The organism is Streptomyces violaceoruber (genome assembly GCF_033406955.1).
GTDB classification, from domain to species: domain Bacteria; phylum Actinomycetota; class Actinomycetes; order Streptomycetales; family Streptomycetaceae; genus Streptomyces; species Streptomyces violaceoruber.
On sequence record NZ_CP137734.1, the window covers coordinates 4,272,409 to 4,289,413 of the forward strand.

Consider the following 17,005-nt stretch of genomic DNA (forward strand, 5'->3'; position numbering starts at 1 on the left):
CAGGTGCTCCCGCTGTCAGGTGCTCCTGCCCTCGGGCGCTCCTGCCCTCGGGCGCTCCCGCCGTTCAGCGGTCGAAGTCGCCGGTGCCCTCCGGCAGCCGCCACCCGAAGGACGCCAGCGCGCGCGCCCTGGCCTCCACCACCGCCATCCGGGCATCGCGTTCCGCGGGGTCCACGTGGGACGCCTGGCCGGTCTCCTGGCCCTCCCACTTGCGGTAGAGAAGACCCACGTCCTCGGTGAACCATCCCCGGCTCACGCAGTTGAGCGCCAGCAGCAGGCCGGTGTCCTCGGAGGCGGGCAGGGCCATCCAGCCGCCGACGGCCAGCAGCAGGTCGCGCCGGACCAGCAGGGTCGCCGGATGGACCTGGGCCCGGAATCCGTTAGCCCGCCAGAAGTCGAGCACCTCCCCGCGCTCGATCGGCCCGTGCGCCGGGTCGCCGGGGAAGCCGGCCGTCGAACCGTCGGGCAGGAGGTCCAGGACCCGCGAGGTCGCCCACCCGATCGACGGGTCGGCCTCCAGGGCGGCCAGGTCGCGGGCCAGGGCGCCCGGAGTGAGCCGGTCGTCGGCGTCCAGGACCTTCACGTACGCCCCGTCCGCGTGGGCCAGGGCCATCGTGCGCGCCACCCCCGGCCCGCCCTGCCGTCCGTGGCGCCCCTGGTGGAACACGACCCGCGGATCGTCGGGCACGTGCGGCCGGACGTCCTGCGTACGGCCGTCCTCCCGGATCACCCAGCGCCACTCCCAGCCGTCGGGCAGTTCCTGCGCGCACAGCGAGGCGTAGGCCTCGGGGAGGAAGGGGGCGGACGGGCCGTGGACGGCCGTGACGATGACGACGCGCCGGTTCACGACGGCACTCACCACCTTTCCAGACGGGTCGTGAAGAGCAGTTCGGTGCGGTCCCCGGGCAGGGTGACGTCGGAGACGTCCACCACCCGGCCGCCGGTGTCGTACGAGGTCTTGCGGAGCAGGATCACCGACGTGCCCGGCGGCAGGTCCAGGGCCGCGGCCTCCTCCGGTGTCGGCGGGCGGGCGGTCAAGCGCTCCTCCACGCGGTCCAGTTCGACGCCCACGGTGTAGAGCTGGTGCTGAGTGCCGCCCGGCCAGGGCTCGTTGGCCTCGTCCAGCAGGTCGGGATTGGCCGCGACCAGGTCCCGGACGAGGTAGGAGGTGACGAGGCTGAAAGGGGCAGGCTCGGCCGAGTACCGCGTGCGGAAGGCGCGTTGGAGCAGCACGGTGCCCTCGGGAACGCCGAAGGCCTCGGCCAGTTCCCCGGACGCCTTCAGCTCGCGGTACTCGGCGTGGAAGACCAGGTCGCCGCCCCGCAGGCCGGTGTCGTGCTCCGTGGCGCCGGTCTCGGCCCTGGTGGCGAGCGGCCGGCGGGCCCGGTCCTTCTCCCACTGGTGGCGGCGGTTGTCCCGCACCGCCGGGGTGCGGGGGCGGCGCACGAAGGTGCCGAGGCCGTGCCGCTTGTCGATCAGTCCCTCGTCGCTCAGCAGCCGGAGCGCGTTCTGCACGGTGGGCACACTGCGCCGGTAGTGGTGGGCGAGGTCCGCCTCCGAGGGCAGCCGGTCGCCGGGCCGCCGCTCACCCACCCGGATGGAGCGGCGCAGATCGTCCGCGATCACTTCGTAGGCCTTGGGCACGGTTCGCAGGCTACAACTCCTCAAGAGGTCTTGAAGAGCCGGGTACGGCGGCGGCCCGGCTGCTCTGTCGAGCGGCCGGGCCGTTTCTCGCGTGTGGTGCGGTACGCAGATCGCCGTTACGTCGGGGTCGGGGGTGGCGCGGGCCGCTCAGCGCTGGAGCGGGATGGTGTGCTGGGCCCGGGACTCGACCGCGGTGTCGTCGCACGGAAGTCCGGTGGTCGTGGTCGCGGCCGTGGTCGCGGCCGAGGCAGCGGCGGCGTCGGCGAGCGGGTGATGGCGGCAGCTGGGCGCCGCGCCGTGCGCCTCGGCGCGGATGCGCTGCTTCATCGTGGGGGGCAGGGAGCCGGTTCGGGACCGGGGCAGCGGAAGCGCGGCCGCGGGTGCCGCCTCGGGGGAGGCGCTCTCGCTGTTGCTGTGCGTTCCGGTCTGCGGTACGGCCGCGGCGGCCGTCGTCGTGACGAGTCCGAGCGCCGTGCACAGCGCGAGGAAGGCGGTGACGATGCTGGTCCACAGCGTCAGGACCTTGTTCCGGGCCATGGCCCCTCACTTTCGGGTTGGGCGATTTGCGTACTTTCCTCATGATGTGTATGCGGGCCGCGAAGTGGTGGACCTACGCCCGTGGCGCGTCGATGTTCAGATGAACACCACCCGAATAGCCGCAAGGCGCTGGAAAAGGTGCGCAGACGGGAGGGAGGCGGGCAAAAGTCACCACACGTGAGGGTGTGATCACCCTCCGATCAGAATGGGTTCGTCCGCTTCTAAAGGGCTCAGGCGACGGGCAGTTGACCGCCGACGCAGGTCACCGATCGGTATCGGCCGGTGTGTATAGTCGGGCGCCGAAGGTCCCCAACGTCAAGGAAAGACGAGGTCGCGCGGTGAAGAAGCTTCTCCTGGTCGCACTGGCCGCCATCGGCGGGCTCCTCGTGTACCGCCAGATCCAGGCGGATCGCGCCGAGCAGGATCTGTGGACGGAGGCGACTGACTCCGTGCCCACGGGTTCGTGAGAACGACCGACATCCGGTCCTGAGCAGACCCCGGCCGTCAAACGGTCGGGGTTTTGTGTTGCCCTGAGAGGGCACGGTCCGCTCGGGGCGGGCGGCGACAGAGCCGGTGAGCGCGAGGGGTGGCGGGTCATGGGACGGTGGTGTACGGCTCGACGGAGCGCCGCGACGGGGCGCGTGGCCGTGACGGCCGCCGTACTCGCCGCCGTACTGGCCACGACCGCCGCCCTGCCCGGCGCCACCTCGCTCGCGCCCGGACTCGCGGCCGGTTCGGCCGGTTCGGCCGCCGGATACGACTTCGCCGACGACGCCGTACGGATCGCGGGTGCGCGTGCCACGGCGGGCGCCGAACCGCTGGCGGCGGGCGCCACCTACCGCAGCTCCCTGCCGAGGAACGGCACCCTCTACTACCGCCTCGAACTCGACGCCGCCTCGGACGCCTACGTCTCCGTCACCGCCGTTCCCGGCGCCGACGGGGAGGTCACCGCGGTCGACGGCATCCGGGTCTCCGTACAGGACGCCGAGGGCGGCTCGTGCTCCGTGCAGAGCGCGACCTTCGGCGCCGCCCGCAGCCCCCGCCCGGTCACCGCCCGGGGCATGCGCGAGATCGACCCCGCCGCCCACCGGTGCCAGGACCCCGGCACCTACTACGTGGGCGTGGAGCGGACCCGGCCCCAGGACTCCCCGCCGGACGACTGGGACCTGGAACTCACCGTCGCCACCGAGCCCCGCCCGCGCGAGACCGGCGCGACGAAGGCCCCCGAGGCCTGGGACTCCGCCTCGCCCGAACCTCTCGCCGGCGAGCCGGAACGCCGGCCGGGCGGCAACGGATTCGCCCACGCCACCCTCGTCGGACAAGGGGTCTGGCGCGACGACATCCGGCCCGGGGAGACCCTTTACTACAAGGTGCCGGTCGACTGGGGGCGCCAGGTGTACGCCACCGCCGAACTCGCCGGCTCCGCGGACGCCTCCGGCTATGCCACCGGTGCCCTGCGGCTGGCCCTGCACAACCCCGTGCGCGGCGAGGTGGACGACGCGGCCAAGGGCTACACCGGGCGGACCACCACGGTCGGCCTCGCCCCCCTGCCGCCGGTGGCGTACCCCAACCGGTACGCCACCGGGCAGGCCGGGGCGCTGCGGTTCGCCGGTGACTACTACGTCGTGGTCCACCTCGCGGCACAGGTGGCCGACGACTTCGGCCAGGGGCCCTTCACACTGACGCTGCGCCTGCGACTCGGGGGATCGACGGGGACCGGCCCCGGGTACGCGGGGGAGTCCCGGCCGAAGGGCCTCTTCGAGGTCTCCGCACAGGACCGGGTGGCCGCCCCGGCCGGCGGGGGCGCGGACGACCGCCTCGCGATGAAGGCGGTCGCCGTCGGCGGCATCGGCACCGGCAGCCTGCTGCTGCTCGGCCTGGCCGTGTGGACGGCGACGGCCCGGCGCAGGCCCCGGCCGTAGGACCAGCCTGGGGCAGGCCCCGGTCGTCCGGCGCCCCGGACTCAGATCCGGGTCAGCGCCCAGAAGCCCACGGCGTAGCAGGCCAGCGCGAGCAGCAGCACCGGCAGGGCCACCCGCGCCGGCGGGCCGGGACGCCGGCGGCGCCGTGCCCCACGGTGCTGGGCGGGCGGGGCGGACCGCGGGTTCCGGGCGGTGTACGCGGCGGTGGGCACGTCGGCCCGTCGCGCCGGGGACGGCGCGAGGGACCGGGCGGTGAGCGGCGGCCCGTGCGGTGCCGGGTACTGGCTGTGGCCGGGGGCCCGGTCTGGCGGCAGGCCCCGCGGCCCGCCCGTGAACGCCGGGTGCGGTGCGGGCGGTTGGGCCGCTTCGGCCGCCGCGTTCGACGCCGCCGCGTCCGACGTCGGCGTAACGGTCGGCTGCGGGGGCGGCAGGTGGAAACTGCCGGTCTCCGACATGGCACCCGGCCGCTCGGCCAGGGGCACCTCCTCGGAGTGCGTTCCGTGCGGGGCGGGACGCGTCCGGCCGGGGGCCGAGGGGGCCGAGGGGGCCGAGGGCAGTGCGGAGGGCGTGGAGGGCGTCCAGTCCTGGTCGGACGCGGGCGGCCGTCCGGGGGCGGAGGGGGTGCCGGTCGCCGTCGCGGGAGTGCCGGGCGGTGGGGACGCGGGCGTCGAGTCCGGGTCGGTCGGAGGCGGGCCCGGACTGCCGGGCGACGGCCGGTCCAGGCCGGACGACGGGCCGGCCGGGGGCGTGCCCTGCCACGGGGGTGCCGGCGGGGGCGTCGGCGGAGTGGCGGGCGGGGACGGCTCCATACCCGGAGGTGTGCCTGCGGGGCGCCGTGGGTCCGTCGGTACGTCGTCCACGCCGGAGGCCCTCTTGAGCGGGCCCTCGGGCCCGAACCCCGTGGGCAGCGGACCCACTTGGTCGAAGATCTCGATCAGCTCGTCGTCGGGTCCGGGCTCCGGCAGCAGCTCCACCGCCGCGGCCAGCGCCTTGCGCGCCCCCGTCGCGGTACGGAACCTCGCCGACGGGTCCGGTTGCAGCAGCGTCGCCACGACCTGCCACAGCGGCTCGGGAATCCCGCGCGGCGCGGGCGGCGTACCGTGCTCGGCGAAGTGCTGGACGAGCACCTTGGCGTCCGGCTTGGCCCCTTCCAGCAGATACAGCGCGACCAGCCCCACCGCGAAGAGGTCCGACGGGAAATCCGGTTCCGCACCCATCATCTGCTCCGGCGCGAGATAACCCGGCGTCCCCACCACGAGGTTGGTCTCCGTCAGCCGGGGCTCACCCAGCCGCATCGCGATGCCGAAGTCGGACAGCCTGAGGCGCGGGCGGCCCGTCCCCGTCGCCTCCAGGAGCAGGTTGGCGGGCTTGATGTCACGGTGCACCACCCCCTCCCCGTGCACCGCCGCCAGGCCCGACAGGAGCTGGTCGAGCAGCGTGCACACGAATTCGGGCGGCAGCGGCCCGTAGTCCCCGACCAGGTGGACCAGCGAGCCTCCGGTGACCAGGTCCATGGTGAACAGGACCTGGTCGTCGTCGGCGGCCCAGCTCGCGGGGGCCAGCACATGGGGGTGATCGATCCGCAGCGCCTGCTCACGGACGAACCGCAGCAGCGAATGCGCGTCCCGCTGCTGGAGTACCTTCGCGGCCACGTAACGCCTGCGCCGGTGGTCCCAGGCACGCCAGACGGCACCCACCCCGCCCCGGCCGATCGGGTCGACCAGCTCGTACCGGCCAGCGAAGACCTCACCCATGGCTGTGCGCCGCTCCTCCCCTGGGACCTGTCGCGCCACTCCCGCGGGCCCGGCCGCCGACCCCCTCGGCGACCGGACCCGCGGGGTCAGTTCTGGTGGGACTGGTAGTGCGCGACCGCGTCGGACGTGCGGCCCGCGCCGTACACCCGCAGGAACTCCGCCAGCTCCGGATGCGAGGAGGACAGGGAGTCCGCCGCGTCGATGATGTCTCCGGCGGCCGCCACCGAGCGCAGCAGCGACTGGATCTCCCGGACCACCCGCTTGACCGTGGGCGCGCCCGAACTACTGGTGGTCGTCGTGGTGTTGCTGAGCACCGAGCCCCCCTGGGACTTCCTGATCTCGTCCATGCGCTCCGTGGCCTCGGCCGCGCTCACACTGCCGTCGGCGACCTGCCCCGCCAGGTCCTGCAGCAGCTGCACCCGCTGGACCACCGCGGGGTTGCCGATCTTCGCCCGCTGGCCGCTCATCAGCTGCGACAGCATCGGCGCGGACAGCCCCAGCACTCCCGCGAGACGAGCCTGGTTGAGACCGAGATCGTCGATAAGCCTGCGGAAGAGCGCCCCCAGCGGCTCCCCGTACCAGTTCCGCTGCAGTTCCCGCGCTCTTGCGGTGGCTTCCTGCTGTGCGGCGTCCATTGCGTCTCCCCATCGCTTCCCCAAAAACCGCAGTTCGCTCCAGCGAACCACGCCGAGCATCTTACGGAGCGTGGTCGTTCCCCGGGAGCCCCAATCATTTGTGAGATACGGGGGGCGACCCGGTACTCTTGTCCGCGGCGACCGGCGGTCCGCGACACCAGGACCGGCGACGCCGCCCGAGGGGCCTTAGCTCAGTTGGTAGAGCGCTGTCTTTGCATGGCAGATGTCAGGGGTTCGACTCCCCTAGGCTCCACCGTCAAGAGCGCCTCCGACCTGCGGAAACGTAGATCGGAGGCGCTCTGTTCGCTTCCGGCGGGCCGCAGGGGCCCGCCCTCGCGGGCACCGGCGGACGGAGACGTTCCTCACCGTCGGCGACCCCACACCGTGCCCGACACCGCACGCACCGCTCGGATGATCACCAACGACCGGAGGAAAAGGGCCAGTTGAGCACGTGGAACAGCGCTCCGGCGCCCGCGCCGCCACCGGAACCGGACCCCGCACGGGCCCCTCTCGGCGCCCCGGCGGCGCTGTCTGCTCTTGATATCGTCACCCCACAGGGCATCAGCGCAGACCCCTGCGGGGCGGTGCCACGTGGCTCATCGCCGTCGGAGCCGTCCAATCGCTACCGACGAGGTGGAAGGGGTAGACCATGCGGGCGAAGGTACGGGCCGCTCTCGACGCGCTCTATATGAAGCGTCTGGTCCGAGAGTTGGAAGGACGCCCACGCCCCCAGCACATCGGCATCATGCTCGACGGCAACCGCCGGTGGGCCAAGATGTCGGGCATCGACGACCCCCGCGAGGGCTACCGGGCCGGCGGTGCCAAGGTGCTGGACTTCCTGCGCTGGTGCGACTCCGCGCAGATCGAGCACGTCACCCTCTTCATGCTCTCCGACGACAACCTCGCCCGGCCCGAAGAGCAGCTGAACCCCCTCATCGACATCATCGCCGAGGTCGTCGAGCAGCTGGCCGCGCCGGGCAACCCCTGGCCCGTCGAGGCCGTCGGCGCCCTGGACCTGCTGCCCGCGGAGTCCGCGAGCCGCCTCAAGACCGCCACCGCCGCCACCCAGGGCCGCAAGGGCGGCACCAAGGTCGACGTCGCCGTGGGCTACGGCGGCAGACGCGAGATCGTCGACGCCGTGCGCTCCGCCCTGACCGAGCACAGCTCCCAGGGCGGCGACATCGACGAGTTCATCGAGACCTTCACCATGGAGCACATCTCCAAGCACCTGTACTCCAAGACACGGTCCGAGTCCGACCTCATCATCCGTACCTCCGGCGAGCAGCGGCTCTCCGGATTCCTGCTCTGGCAGTCCGCCTACGCCGAGGTCCACTTCTGCGAGACGTACTGGCCGGACTTCCGGGAGATCGACTTCCTGCGCGCCCTGCGCTCCTACTCCCTGCGGGAACGCCGCTACGGCCGCTGAGCGCCGTTTCACGTGAAACATCGCCGCGGGGCGGGAGACTTACGGTCTCCCGCCCCGCGGCGGTAACGAAACGACAGAAGGCGGCCGGCGCCAGTACGGCGAGCGGAGATCAGCGGGGCTCGTCGCCCTCCGCCTCATCCTGGGCCTGCTTGGCCTGCACCTCGGGATCGAGAACCGCCTCACCGGTGCCGTCCACCGACGTCAGCCGGCCCGACTCGGCAACCTCCGTCGCCTCCGGCGGCTCCACCAGCCAGTCCGGGTTGGCCTGCTTGTCCCACCACTTCCACGCGGCGAAGGCGCCGCCCGCGACGACCCCCACCACCGCGAGGACCTTGGCGACCCGGCCGACCCTGGCCCGACGCTGGTGCTTGCGCGTCAGCCTCTGGATCTCCTTGGCCGTGACCTGACCGCGCAGTGCGGCCAGCGCGGCGGCACCGCGCGCCGTGGCTTCGTCGCGCACGGGACCCGCCGCGGCCACCGCCTGCTCGATCCTCGGACGTGAGTAGTCGGCCGCCTGCCGAGCGGCCAGACGCGTACGGACGGCAGCCTCCTGCGCGGCCGCGTCCATCTTCGGCGGCACATGCGTCCGGGCCTGTTCCAGCCGCGGCGCCACGTGGGTGCCGTACTGCTGGCGCGCCTGGCATGTGGCCTGCGACACCTTGGGCGCCAGCCGTACGCGCGCCTCCTGTGCATAATGAGCGGCCCTGTCCTTGGCCGTGTCGGCGTAGGGCGCCACCACTTCCGCGGCGTGCAGCACGCTGTCCTTCGCCGAACCGGTCGCGGCGCGCACGCTGTCGATGCGGGTCACGGGTTCCTCCTCCTCGGTGGCGTACGGTAATTCGACTTTCCACCCTTTTACGGATCATGCCTGCGGACGCGCCGCCAGGCATGCGAGGGCGGGCATCCGGGTCACGGACGATGCCGCCGCGTCCTCTGGGGCAAGTGGTGATGAAGTTGCGAACAAGAGCTGATCAACGTCAATAACCGATGAATACCGGGCAACACGAGCCTGTCCACGACCATGCCACGGATCGGCGCCCCACGCTCGTGACCCAGCGGTAAGAGCGCCGAACGGGCCCCCGGCCGTGCGAGGATCGGTGCGCACAACAGGACGACGGAAGGCACCTCGTGGCCGCGCAGCTCTACGCCACCCTGAAGACCAGCCAAGGTGACATCGAGGTCCGGCTGCTGCCGAACCACGCACCCAGGACCGTCAAGAACTTCGTCGAGCTGGCCCGCGGCGAGCGGGAGTGGACCCACCCCGCCACCGGCGAGAAATCCATGGCCAGGCTCTACGACGGCACCGTCTTCCACCGGGTCCTCAGCGGTTTCATGATCCAGGGCGGCGATCCGCTGGGCAACGGCACCGGCGACCCCGGCTACCAGTTCCCGGACGAGTTCCACCCCGACCTCGCCTTCGACAAGCCCTACCTGATGGCCATGGCCAACGCCGGCCCCGGGACCAACGGCTCGCAGTTCTTCATCACCGTCTCCCCGACGACCTGGCTGAACCGCAAGCACACGATCTTCGGCGAAGTGACCGACGCGGCCAGTCAGAAGGTCGTCGACACCATCGCCGCCGCCCGGACCAACCCCCGCACCGAGCGGCCCCTCACCGACATCGTCATCGAGTCGGTCGTCGTCGAGACAAGGAACGCCTGACGCCCCGCCACACCGGGCAGGAACCAAACGCCCCGCTCATCCGTAGAGCAGGGCGGGGCGGTGCATCTGCACACACCGCCCGCAGGGACGACCGAGGGGATGCCATGGACCACGCGGCGGCCGGCCGACCGGATGCCCAGAGCCTGCCCGGCTGCTATCGCCATCCGGACCGCGAGACCGGCATCCGCTGCACCCGCTGCGAGCGCCCCATCTGCCCGGACTGCATGGTCAACGCCTCCGTCGGCTTCCACTGCCCCGACTGCGCCGCCGGCCGCACACCCGGCGCCACCGGCCCGGCCCCGGGCGCCTCCCGGCCCCGCACCCTCGCGGGCGGCACCGTCGCGGCAGACCCGCACCTCGTCACCAAGATCCTGATCGGGATCAATGTGGCGGTGTTCATCGCCGTCCAGGCGCTCCCGTCGTCCTTCCTCAGCGACATGGTGCTCATCGGACGCTGGCCCCCCGCCCCCTTCGTCCCGACCGAGGGCGTCGCGGAGGGCGAGTGGTACCGGCTGGTGACCACGATGTTCACCCACGAGGAGATCTGGCACATCGGCTTCAACATGATCAGCCTCTGGTTCCTCGGCGGCCCCCTGGAAGCGGCCCTCGGCAGAGCCCGCTACCTCGCCCTCTACCTCGTCTCCGGCCTCGCCGGCAGCGTGCTCGCCTACCTGCTGGCCTCGCCCACCACGGCCACCCTCGGCGCCTCCGGCGCGATCTTCGGCCTCTTCGGCGCCACCGCCGCCCTCGTGCGCCGGCTCAACGCCGACATGCGGCCGGTCGTCATCCTGCTGGTGATCAGCCTGATCTTCACTTTCACCCGGGGCAACATCTCCTGGCAGGCCCACGTCGGCGGCCTCGTCGCGGGTGCCGTGATCGGCTACGCCATGCTTCACGCGCCCCGTGAGCGGCGCACGCTCGTCCAGTACGGCACCTGTGCGCTGGTCCTCCTGGTCGTCGTCGGCCTGACCCTGCTGAGATCGGCGCAGCTCACCTGAGCGCTCGTTGTCCACAGTAGGTGGCGGATCTTGTGCACAGCGTGCGGGAACACATGTGCCCCCTGTCGCTGACCAGTGTTATCGCAGGTCAGGCAGGGGGCGAACATGTTTTCGGAAGCTGGGTCCAGCCGGTACTTCCGTCACACCGGCGTCAACGCCAGGGGGGTTATCCACAGATCGTCTTTCTTTTCCCCAGCGTGTGGACAATGCCTGTGGATAACTCCGCGAATACCCCTGGGCAGAGCTAACGGGCAGCCACCGCCGGGGCTACTTCCACTGCGTCGAGACGCCGAACCCCGCGGCGATGAAACCGAAGCCCACCACGATGTTCCAGTTGCCCAGAGAGTCGATGGGCAGCGAACCGTCGGTGACGTAGAAGACGACGATCCAGGCCAGGCCGATGACGAACATGGCCAGCATGACCGGCGCCACCCAGCCGCGGCTGGTCAGCTTGATGCTGGTCGCCTGCTTCGAGGGCGGCGGCGTGTAATCGGCCTTCTTGCGGATACGTGACTTCGGCACGAGGGTCTCTCCTGTCGATGCGCTGCGTGGCCGCGCAGGGAACGGGGCTCGGTCTCGGTGGGCGGCGTACATGGGACGAGGGGACTCTGAGCGCTCCCCCGGGCGTCCGTTAGCGTAGTCCTTCCGTGGCGCCGAAGGAGATAAGGGTACGTTGAGCAATTCTGCCGACTCCCCCGGGACGGGATCCAGCCCTGTCCGCCGGCGCCGTTTCCGGCCCGTGCGGGTACTCACGGCGGCCGTCTTCGCCCTCGCGGGACTTATCTTCTTCACCAGCTTCGATACCGCGAAGGGCACCAATATCCGTACGGATTCCTCTTTGCTCAAGTTGTCCGATCTCATCCATGAACGCAGCCGGGAGAACGGCGTTCTGGAGGAGTCCAACGGAGCCCTGCGCGAGGACGTCGAATCGCTCGCGGAACGCGACGACGGCCGGACGAAGTCGGAGGACGACAAGCTCGCGGCGCTGGAGGAGAAGGCGGGTACGCAGAAGCTGACGGGCGAGGCGATCACCGTCACGCTCGACGACGCCCCGCCGGACGCCACCGCGAAGCTCCCCGGCTACCCGGAGCCGCAGCCCGACTACCTGGTCATCCACCAGCAGGACCTCCAGGCCGTGGTGAACGCCCTGTGGCAGGGCGGCGCCGAGGGCATCAAGGTCATGGACCAGCGGCTGATCTCCACCAGCGCGGTGCGCTGCGTGGGCAACACCCTGATCCTCCAGGGCCGGGTCTACTCCCCGCCGTACAAGATCCAGGCGGTCGGCGACCCGGAGCGGCTGAAGAAGGCGCTGGCGAAGTCGCCGGCGATCCAGAACTACATGGTCTACGTCAACGTGTACGGGCTCGGCTGGAAGGTCGAGGACGACGGCCGGGCGACCCTGCCGGGCTACTCCGGCACGGCGGACCTGCACTATGCCCAGCCTGTGGATTAGGGCCGTTCCCGGGGGCCGCGCGCCGCTAGTCTGGTGCGGTACGGCGTGAGTGTGGCGCCGTGGTGCGACGGAAGGGACGGCATGTACGGCTGGATCTGGCGGCATCTGCCGGGGAACGCGTGGGTGAAGGCGCTGCTCTCGCTCATGCTGGCGATGATCGTGGTCTACGTCCTGTTCCAGTACGTCTTCCCGTGGGCCGAACCGCTGCTGCCCTTCAACGATGTGACGGTGGACAACCAGTGAGCGCGCGCATCCTCGTCGTCGACAACTACGACAGCTTCGTCTTCAACCTGGTCCAGTACCTCTACCAACTCGGCGCCGAGTGCGAGGTGCTGCGCAACGACGAGGTGTCGACGGCCCACGCCCAGGACGGTTTCGACGGCGTCCTGCTCTCGCCCGGCCCGGGCACGCCGGAGCAGGCGGGCGTCTGCGTCGACATGGTCCGGCACTGCGCGGCGACCGGGGTGCCGGTCTTCGGCGTGTGCCTGGGCATGCAGTCGATGCAGGTCGCGTACGGCGGTGTGGTGGACCGCGCGCCGGAGCTGCTGCACGGCAAGACCTCGCCGGTGGAGCACACCGGCCGGGGCGTCTTCGCGGGGCTGCCCTCGCCGTTCACGGCGACGCGGTACCACTCGCTGGCGGCGGAGCCGGCCACGGTGCCGGCCGAGCTGGAGGTGACGGCCCGTACGCCGGACGGGATCGTGATGGGCCTGCGCCACCGGGAACTGCTCGTCGAGGGCGTGCAGTTCCACCCGGAGTCGGTGCTGACCGAGCACGGGCACCGGATGCTGGCCAACTGGCTGGTGGAGTGCGGCGACCAGGACGCGGTGGCGAGGTCGGCGGGGCTCGCCCCGGTGGTGGGCAGGGCCACGGCGTGACCGCGCTGCGCCCCGAGCGCGACTCCGGCACGGCCGGTGACCAGGGATCCTCGTACGGACAGCCGTACGGGGATTCCGGTGCGTTCGGGGGCGGCCGGTACGAGGAGTCCGCCGTCGGGGAGGAGAACCGGCCGCCACTCCTGGACGACGAGACGGTGGCGCTGCGGATCCCGGAGCCCCCGGCGCCCCGGACGGCCGCCGGGACGGGGCCGATCGGGGGCGGTCCGGACGGCGGCGGTCGCGCGGCCCGCAGGAAGGCCGCGAAACGGCGTCACGGGCGCCGTGGGGCGCCCAGGGACCAGGCTCCGGAGGAAGAGGCCGAGCAGGCCCCGAAGGCGCCCCTGTCGCGCGTGGAGGCCCGTCGGCAGGCCCGGGCGCGCAAGCCCGGCGCCGCGGTGGTCGCCAGCCGGGCGATCGGTGAGATCTTCATCACGACCGGCGTGCTGATGCTGCTGTTCGTCACCTACCAGCTGTGGTGGACGAACGTGCGGGCGCACGCGCAGGCGAACCAGGCCGCGAGCAACCTCCAGGACGACTGGGCGAACGGCAAGCGCAGCCCGGGATCGTTCGAGCCGGGCCAGGGGTTCGCGCTGCTGCACATCCCCAAGCTGGACGTGGTGGTGCCGATCGCGGAGGGCATCAGCAGCAAGAAGGTGCTGGACCGGGGCATGGTCGGGCACTACGCGGAGGACGGGCTGAAGACCGCGATGCCGGACGCCGAGGCCGGCAACTTCGGGCTCGCGGGGCACCGCAACACGCACGGCGAGCCGTTCCGGTACATCAACAAGCTGGAGCCGGGCGACCCGATCGTCGTGGAGACGCAGGACAAGTACTTCGTCTACAAGATGGCGTCGATCCTGCCGGTGACCTCGCCGAGCAACGTGAGCGTGCTGGACCCGGTCCCGAAGCAGTCCGGCTTCAAGGGACCCGGCCGCTACATCACCCTCACCACCTGTACGCCGGAGTTCACCAGCAAGTACCGCATGATCGTGTGGGGCAAGATGGTCGAGGAACGGCCGCGCAGCAAGGGCAAGCCGGATGCGCTCGTCAGTTAAGGGCGGATGACCAGTGGCAGCGACCACCGACACGGAGCACCAGGAGCAGGCCGGGACGGGAGGTCGCGGGCGGCGTCGACCCGGCCGGATCGTCGCGCAGGCGGTCAGCGTTCTCGGCGAACTGCTCATCACCGCGGGCCTGGTGATGGGCCTGTTCGTCGTGTACTCGCTGTGGTGGACGAACGTGGTCGCCGACCGCGCGGCGGACAAACAGGCCGAGAAGGTCCGTGACGACTGGGCCCAGGACCGGGTGGGCGGGAGCGGTCAGGACGGCCCGGGGGCGCTGGACACCAAGGCGGGCATCGGCTTCCTGCACGTCCCGGCGATGAGCGAGGGCGACATCCTGGTGGAGAAGGGCACGTCGATGAAGATCCTCAACGACGGCGTGGCCGGCTACTACACCGACCCGGTGAAGGCGACGCTGCCCACCTCGGACGAGAAGGGCAACTTCTCGCTCGCCGCGCACCGGGACGGGCACGGCGCCAGGTTCCACAACATCGACAAGATCGAGAAGGGTGACCCGATCGTCTTCGAGACGAAGGACACCTGGTACGTGTACAAGACGTACGCCGTCCTCCCCGAGACCTCGAAGTACAACGTCGAGGTGCTGGGCGGCATCCCCAAGGAGTCCGGCAAGAAGAAGGCCGGCCACTACATCACCCTGACGACCTGCACCCCGGTCTACACGAGCCGCTACCGGTACGTGGTCTGGGGCGAGCTGGTCCGCACGGAGAAGGTGGACGGCGACCGCACCCCGCCGAAGGAACTGCGCTGACCTCCTGACGTACACGACGGAGCCCCGGTCCCTCAGCTCGGCTGAGGGACCGGGGCTCCGGTCGGTCGGGCAGGCGGGTCAGTCGCCGAAGCCGGGAAGGCCGGCGATGGCGCCGCCGTTGCCGTTCCCGCCGTTGCCGTTCCCACCGTCGCCCGGGACGGTCATCAGGGTGATCGGCGTGGCGGCCGGGTCGTCGACCTCGCTGCCGGGCTGCGGGTTCGAGGCGAACACCTTCGCGTTGTCGTCGCCCGGGGAGCCCTGCGCGACCTGCACGTTGGTGAAGCCGCTCTGCTGCAGTATCTGCCGGGCCTCCGCGAGGGTCTTGCCGCGGACCTCCGGCACCTTCGTCTTCTCCACGGCCTTGCCGACGACGATCGTGACCTTCGAGCCCGGGTCGACCTGCGTGCTGGACTGGGGCGTCGTGGAGATGACCTTGCCGACCTGGTTCGGGTCGTTCGTCGGCTGGTCCGTGCAGACGGCCGTCAGGTCGCCGCCGCTCTCCACCTGGGCCTTGGCCTCGTCGCAGGTGCGGCCCACGACGTCGGGCACCGTGGCCTTCTCCTCGGCCTTGGCGACCTCCAGGGTCACCGTGGAACCCTTCTCCAGTTCCTTGCCCGGGTCGGGGTTCTGGCTGAGGATCGTGCCCTCGTCCTGGGAGGACTCGGTCTGCTTGGTCTCGACCTCGAAGCCCTTGTCCTCGAGCTGCTTCTTCGCCTCGTCGATGTTCTTGTCGATGACGTTCGGCACGGCGACCTTGGGCGCGCCGGTCGAGACCACCAGGTTGACGGTGGACTCCTTGTCGACGTCGGTGCCCTGCTTGGGGTCCTGGGCGCAGATGTTGCCCTTGGGCTGGTCCTCGCACTCCTGCTGCTTGAACGTCAGCACCAGGTCGATGTTGTCGGCCTGCTGCTGGGCGTCGGCCTTGCTCAGGCCGATGAAGGCGGGCACCGGGACCTTGTCGTTGCCCGGCCCGCCGTCCCCGCTGAAGGCGTACTTGCCGATCAGGATGGCGCCGACGAGGACGAGGACGCCCGCCAGCACCAGGAAGATCGTGGAGGTGTTCTTCTTGCGGGGCTGCTGGCGGCGCCGGTCGGGGCGCTCGTCGTAGCCGTAGCCGCCGTCGTCCGGGTTCATGGGCGGCAGCATGGTCGTGGCGCCGCCGCCCCCGTCCGAGCGCAGGGCGGTGGTCGGCTGGTCGTCGGGGTAGGCGCCGTAGCCGCCGGCGGCCATGGCACCCATCGCGGCGGTGGCTCCGACGGGCTGGCCGTCGAGGCAGGCCTCGATGTCGACGCGCATCTCGTCGGCCGACTGGTAGCGGTAGTCCGGGTCCTTGACCAGGGCCTTCAGCACGATCGCGTCCATCTCGGGCGTGATCTCGGGGTCGAAGACGCTGGGCGCCTGCGGCTCCTCGCGCACGTGCTGGTAGGCGACGGCCACCGGGGAGTCGCCTACGAAGGGCGGGCGCACGGTGAGCAGCTCGTAGAGCAGGCAGCCCGTGGAGTACAGGTCGGAGCGGGCGTCGACCTGCTCGCCCTTGGCCTGCTCCGGGGAGAGGTACTGGGCGGTGCCGATCACGGCGGCGGTCTGGGTCATCTTCATGCCGGAGTCGCCCATGGCGCGGGCGATGCCGAAGTCCATGACCTTGACCTGGCCGTTGCGCGTGAGCATGACGTTGGCCGGCTTGATGTCGCGGTGGACGATGCCGGCCCGGTGCGAGTACTCCAGTGCCTGGAGGATGCCGATGGTCATCTCCAGGGTCCGCTCCGGCAGCAGCTTGCGGCCGGAGTGGAGCAGCTCACGGAGTGTGGAGCCGTCGACGTACTCCATGACGATGTACGGGATCGACACGTTGTCGATGTAGTCCTCGCCCGTGTCGTAGACCGCCACGATCGCGGGATGGTTGAGCGAGGCGGCCGACTGGGCCTCCCGGCGGAAGCGGGCCTGGAAGGACGGGTCACGCGCGAGGTCCGCGCGGAGTGTCTTCACCGCCACCTGGCGTCCGAGCCGGGTGTCATGAGCGTGGTAAACCTCCGCCATGCCACCACGGCCGAGCACAGGGCCCAGCTCGTACCGGCCGCCGAGGCGACGCGGCTCTTCCATGGTTACCTACCAGCCCTCTCCGTCGGTCCCGACCGGCATGCTTGTACGGTCGGAGGCTGCCGTCCGGCCTACCGTACCCGGCTCGCTCCTGGCCCTTTGGCCGAGTCGGGCAGCCGATACACGACCGGTATCGCAACGTGCGCCGATGTGAAGGGGACGTGACCGG

At 71.2% G+C, this 17,005-nt stretch carries 18 protein-coding genes and 1 tRNA gene; 11 read left to right on the forward strand and 8 right to left on the reverse strand.

Annotation, left to right across the window (positions count from 1 at the left end; all coding sequences use genetic code 11):
* Positions 1-64: 64 nt before the first annotated feature.
* The 3 genes from R2E43_RS19105 to R2E43_RS19115 form a co-directional block, all read right to left on the reverse strand.
* Positions 65-859, reverse strand: coding sequence for a glycosyltransferase family 2 protein (locus R2E43_RS19105; RefSeq protein ID WP_332056396.1), 795 nt, complete (start codon positions 857-859; stop codon positions 65-67).
* Entirely contained in the window at positions 856-1,644 is a 789-nt protein-coding gene (locus R2E43_RS19110; RefSeq protein WP_011029278.1) for a GntR family transcriptional regulator, read from the reverse strand. Before R2E43_RS19110 ends, R2E43_RS19105 begins: the two co-directional genes overlap by 4 nt.
* Positions 1,645-1,791: 147 nt before the next feature.
* On the reverse strand, positions 1,792-2,181 hold the full coding sequence (locus tag R2E43_RS19115; protein ID WP_003975071.1) for a DUF6344 domain-containing protein: 390 nt from the start codon (positions 2,179-2,181) through the stop codon (positions 1,792-1,794).
* Between the two features lie 338 nt (positions 2,182-2,519).
* On the opposite strand from R2E43_RS19115, the gene R2E43_RS19120 reads away from it, so the two are divergent.
* Positions 2,520-2,648 (forward strand): DLW-39 family protein, encoded by a 129-nt coding sequence (locus R2E43_RS19120; protein WP_003999697.1) that lies wholly within the window; start codon positions 2,520-2,522, stop codon positions 2,646-2,648.
* A 129-nt stretch (positions 2,649-2,777) separates the two neighbouring features.
* Complete coding sequence (locus R2E43_RS19125; RefSeq protein WP_265696251.1) at positions 2,778-4,103, forward strand: hypothetical protein; 1,326 nt, start codon at positions 2,778-2,780, stop codon at positions 4,101-4,103.
* A 41-nt stretch (positions 4,104-4,144) separates the two neighbouring features.
* On the opposite strand, the gene R2E43_RS19130 is transcribed toward R2E43_RS19125, so the two are convergent.
* Positions 4,145-5,857: a serine/threonine-protein kinase gene (locus R2E43_RS19130; RefSeq protein WP_332056397.1), complete on the reverse strand. Its 1,713-nt coding sequence runs from the start codon at positions 5,855-5,857 to the stop codon at positions 4,145-4,147.
* Positions 5,858-5,943: 86 nt separating this feature from the next.
* On the reverse strand, positions 5,944-6,492 hold the full coding sequence (locus tag R2E43_RS19135; protein WP_011029275.1) for a helix-turn-helix domain-containing protein: 549 nt from the start codon (positions 6,490-6,492) through the stop codon (positions 5,944-5,946).
* A 180-nt stretch (positions 6,493-6,672) separates the two neighbouring features.
* Between R2E43_RS19135 and R2E43_RS19140 the strand changes: the two genes are divergently transcribed.
* Positions 6,673-6,745: transfer RNA gene (locus tag R2E43_RS19140), tRNA-Ala, on the forward strand.
* A gap of 396 nt (positions 6,746-7,141) precedes the next feature.
* A complete protein-coding gene (locus R2E43_RS19145; RefSeq protein ID WP_011029274.1) occupies positions 7,142-7,918 on the forward strand; it encodes an isoprenyl transferase in 777 nt (258 codons plus the stop codon).
* Positions 7,919-8,027: 109 nt separating this feature from the next.
* Here R2E43_RS19145 and R2E43_RS19150 read toward each other — a convergent pair whose 3' ends face one another.
* On the reverse strand, positions 8,028-8,726 hold the full coding sequence (locus R2E43_RS19150; protein ID WP_011029273.1) for a DUF5324 family protein: 699 nt from the start codon (positions 8,724-8,726) through the stop codon (positions 8,028-8,030).
* 320 nt (positions 8,727-9,046) lie between these two features.
* Here R2E43_RS19150 and R2E43_RS19155 point away from each other — a divergent pair, with 320 nt between their 5' ends.
* Both R2E43_RS19155 and R2E43_RS19160 read left to right on the forward strand, forming a co-directional pair.
* Complete coding sequence (locus R2E43_RS19155; protein ID WP_003975078.1) at positions 9,047-9,580, forward strand: peptidylprolyl isomerase; 534 nt, start codon at positions 9,047-9,049, stop codon at positions 9,578-9,580.
* A gap of 104 nt (positions 9,581-9,684) precedes the next feature.
* The gene (locus R2E43_RS19160; protein WP_003975079.1) at positions 9,685-10,578 is read left to right on the forward strand and encodes a rhomboid family intramembrane serine protease; all 894 of its coding nucleotides are present in this window, start codon (positions 9,685-9,687) and stop codon (positions 10,576-10,578) included.
* Positions 10,579-10,845: 267 nt separating this feature from the next.
* On the opposite strand, the gene crgA is transcribed toward R2E43_RS19160, so the two are convergent.
* Positions 10,846-11,100: a cell division protein CrgA gene (gene crgA, locus R2E43_RS19165; RefSeq protein WP_003975080.1), complete on the reverse strand. Its 255-nt coding sequence runs from the start codon at positions 11,098-11,100 to the stop codon at positions 10,846-10,848.
* Positions 11,101-11,251: 151 nt separating this feature from the next.
* Here crgA and R2E43_RS19170 point away from each other — a divergent pair, with 151 nt between their 5' ends.
* The 5 genes from R2E43_RS19170 to R2E43_RS19190 all read left to right on the forward strand — a co-directional run bounded on the left by R2E43_RS19170 (position 11,252) and on the right by R2E43_RS19190 (position 14,739).
* A complete protein-coding gene (locus R2E43_RS19170) occupies positions 11,252-12,031 on the forward strand; it encodes a DUF881 domain-containing protein (RefSeq protein ID WP_161270123.1) in 780 nt (259 codons plus the stop codon).
* A gap of 81 nt (positions 12,032-12,112) precedes the next feature.
* On the forward strand, positions 12,113-12,274 hold the full coding sequence (locus R2E43_RS19175) for a hypothetical protein (protein ID WP_016326682.1): 162 nt from the start codon (positions 12,113-12,115) through the stop codon (positions 12,272-12,274).
* The gene (locus R2E43_RS19180) at positions 12,271-12,909 is read left to right on the forward strand and encodes an aminodeoxychorismate/anthranilate synthase component II (protein WP_011029271.1); all 639 of its coding nucleotides are present in this window, start codon (positions 12,271-12,273) and stop codon (positions 12,907-12,909) included. Before R2E43_RS19175 ends, R2E43_RS19180 begins: the two co-directional genes overlap by 4 nt.
* The gene (locus R2E43_RS19185; RefSeq protein ID WP_030863425.1) at positions 12,906-13,964 is read left to right on the forward strand and encodes a class E sortase; all 1,059 of its coding nucleotides are present in this window, start codon (positions 12,906-12,908) and stop codon (positions 13,962-13,964) included. Before R2E43_RS19180 ends, R2E43_RS19185 begins: the two co-directional genes overlap by 4 nt.
* Positions 13,965-13,977: 13 nt before the next feature.
* Positions 13,978-14,739 (forward strand): class E sortase, encoded by a 762-nt coding sequence (locus tag R2E43_RS19190; protein ID WP_030863423.1) that lies wholly within the window; start codon positions 13,978-13,980, stop codon positions 14,737-14,739.
* Between the two features lie 78 nt (positions 14,740-14,817).
* On the opposite strand, the gene pknB is transcribed toward R2E43_RS19190, so the two are convergent.
* On the reverse strand, positions 14,818-16,839 hold the full coding sequence (gene pknB / locus R2E43_RS19195; protein ID WP_332056398.1) for a Stk1 family PASTA domain-containing Ser/Thr kinase: 2,022 nt from the start codon (positions 16,837-16,839) through the stop codon (positions 14,818-14,820).
* Positions 16,840-17,005: the final 166 nt, after the last annotated feature.

What these genes read in the sequence shown, in the direction of transcription:
- R2E43_RS19125 (WP_265696251.1), top strand. Translation starts at nt 2,778, where the DNA reads ATGGGACGGTGGTGTACGGCTCGACGGAGCGCCGCGACGGGGCGCGTG.
- R2E43_RS19115 (WP_003975071.1), bottom strand. Translation starts at nt 2,181, where the DNA reads ATGGCCCGGAACAAGGTCCTGACGCTGTGGACCAGCATCGTCACCGCC.
- R2E43_RS19175 (WP_016326682.1), top strand. Translation starts at nt 12,113, where the DNA reads ATGTACGGCTGGATCTGGCGGCATCTGCCGGGGAACGCGTGGGTGAAG.
- R2E43_RS19135 (WP_011029275.1), bottom strand. Translation starts at nt 6,492, where the DNA reads ATGGACGCCGCACAGCAGGAAGCCACCGCAAGAGCGCGGGAACTGCAG.
- pknB (WP_332056398.1), bottom strand. Translation starts at nt 16,839, where the DNA reads ATGGAAGAGCCGCGTCGCCTCGGCGGCCGGTACGAGCTGGGCCCTGTG.
- R2E43_RS19145 (WP_011029274.1), top strand. Translation starts at nt 7,142, where the DNA reads ATGCGGGCGAAGGTACGGGCCGCTCTCGACGCGCTCTATATGAAGCGT.
- R2E43_RS19130 (WP_332056397.1), bottom strand. Translation starts at nt 5,857, where the DNA reads ATGGGTGAGGTCTTCGCTGGCCGGTACGAGCTGGTCGACCCGATCGGC.
- R2E43_RS19160 (WP_003975079.1), top strand. Translation starts at nt 9,685, where the DNA reads ATGGACCACGCGGCGGCCGGCCGACCGGATGCCCAGAGCCTGCCCGGC.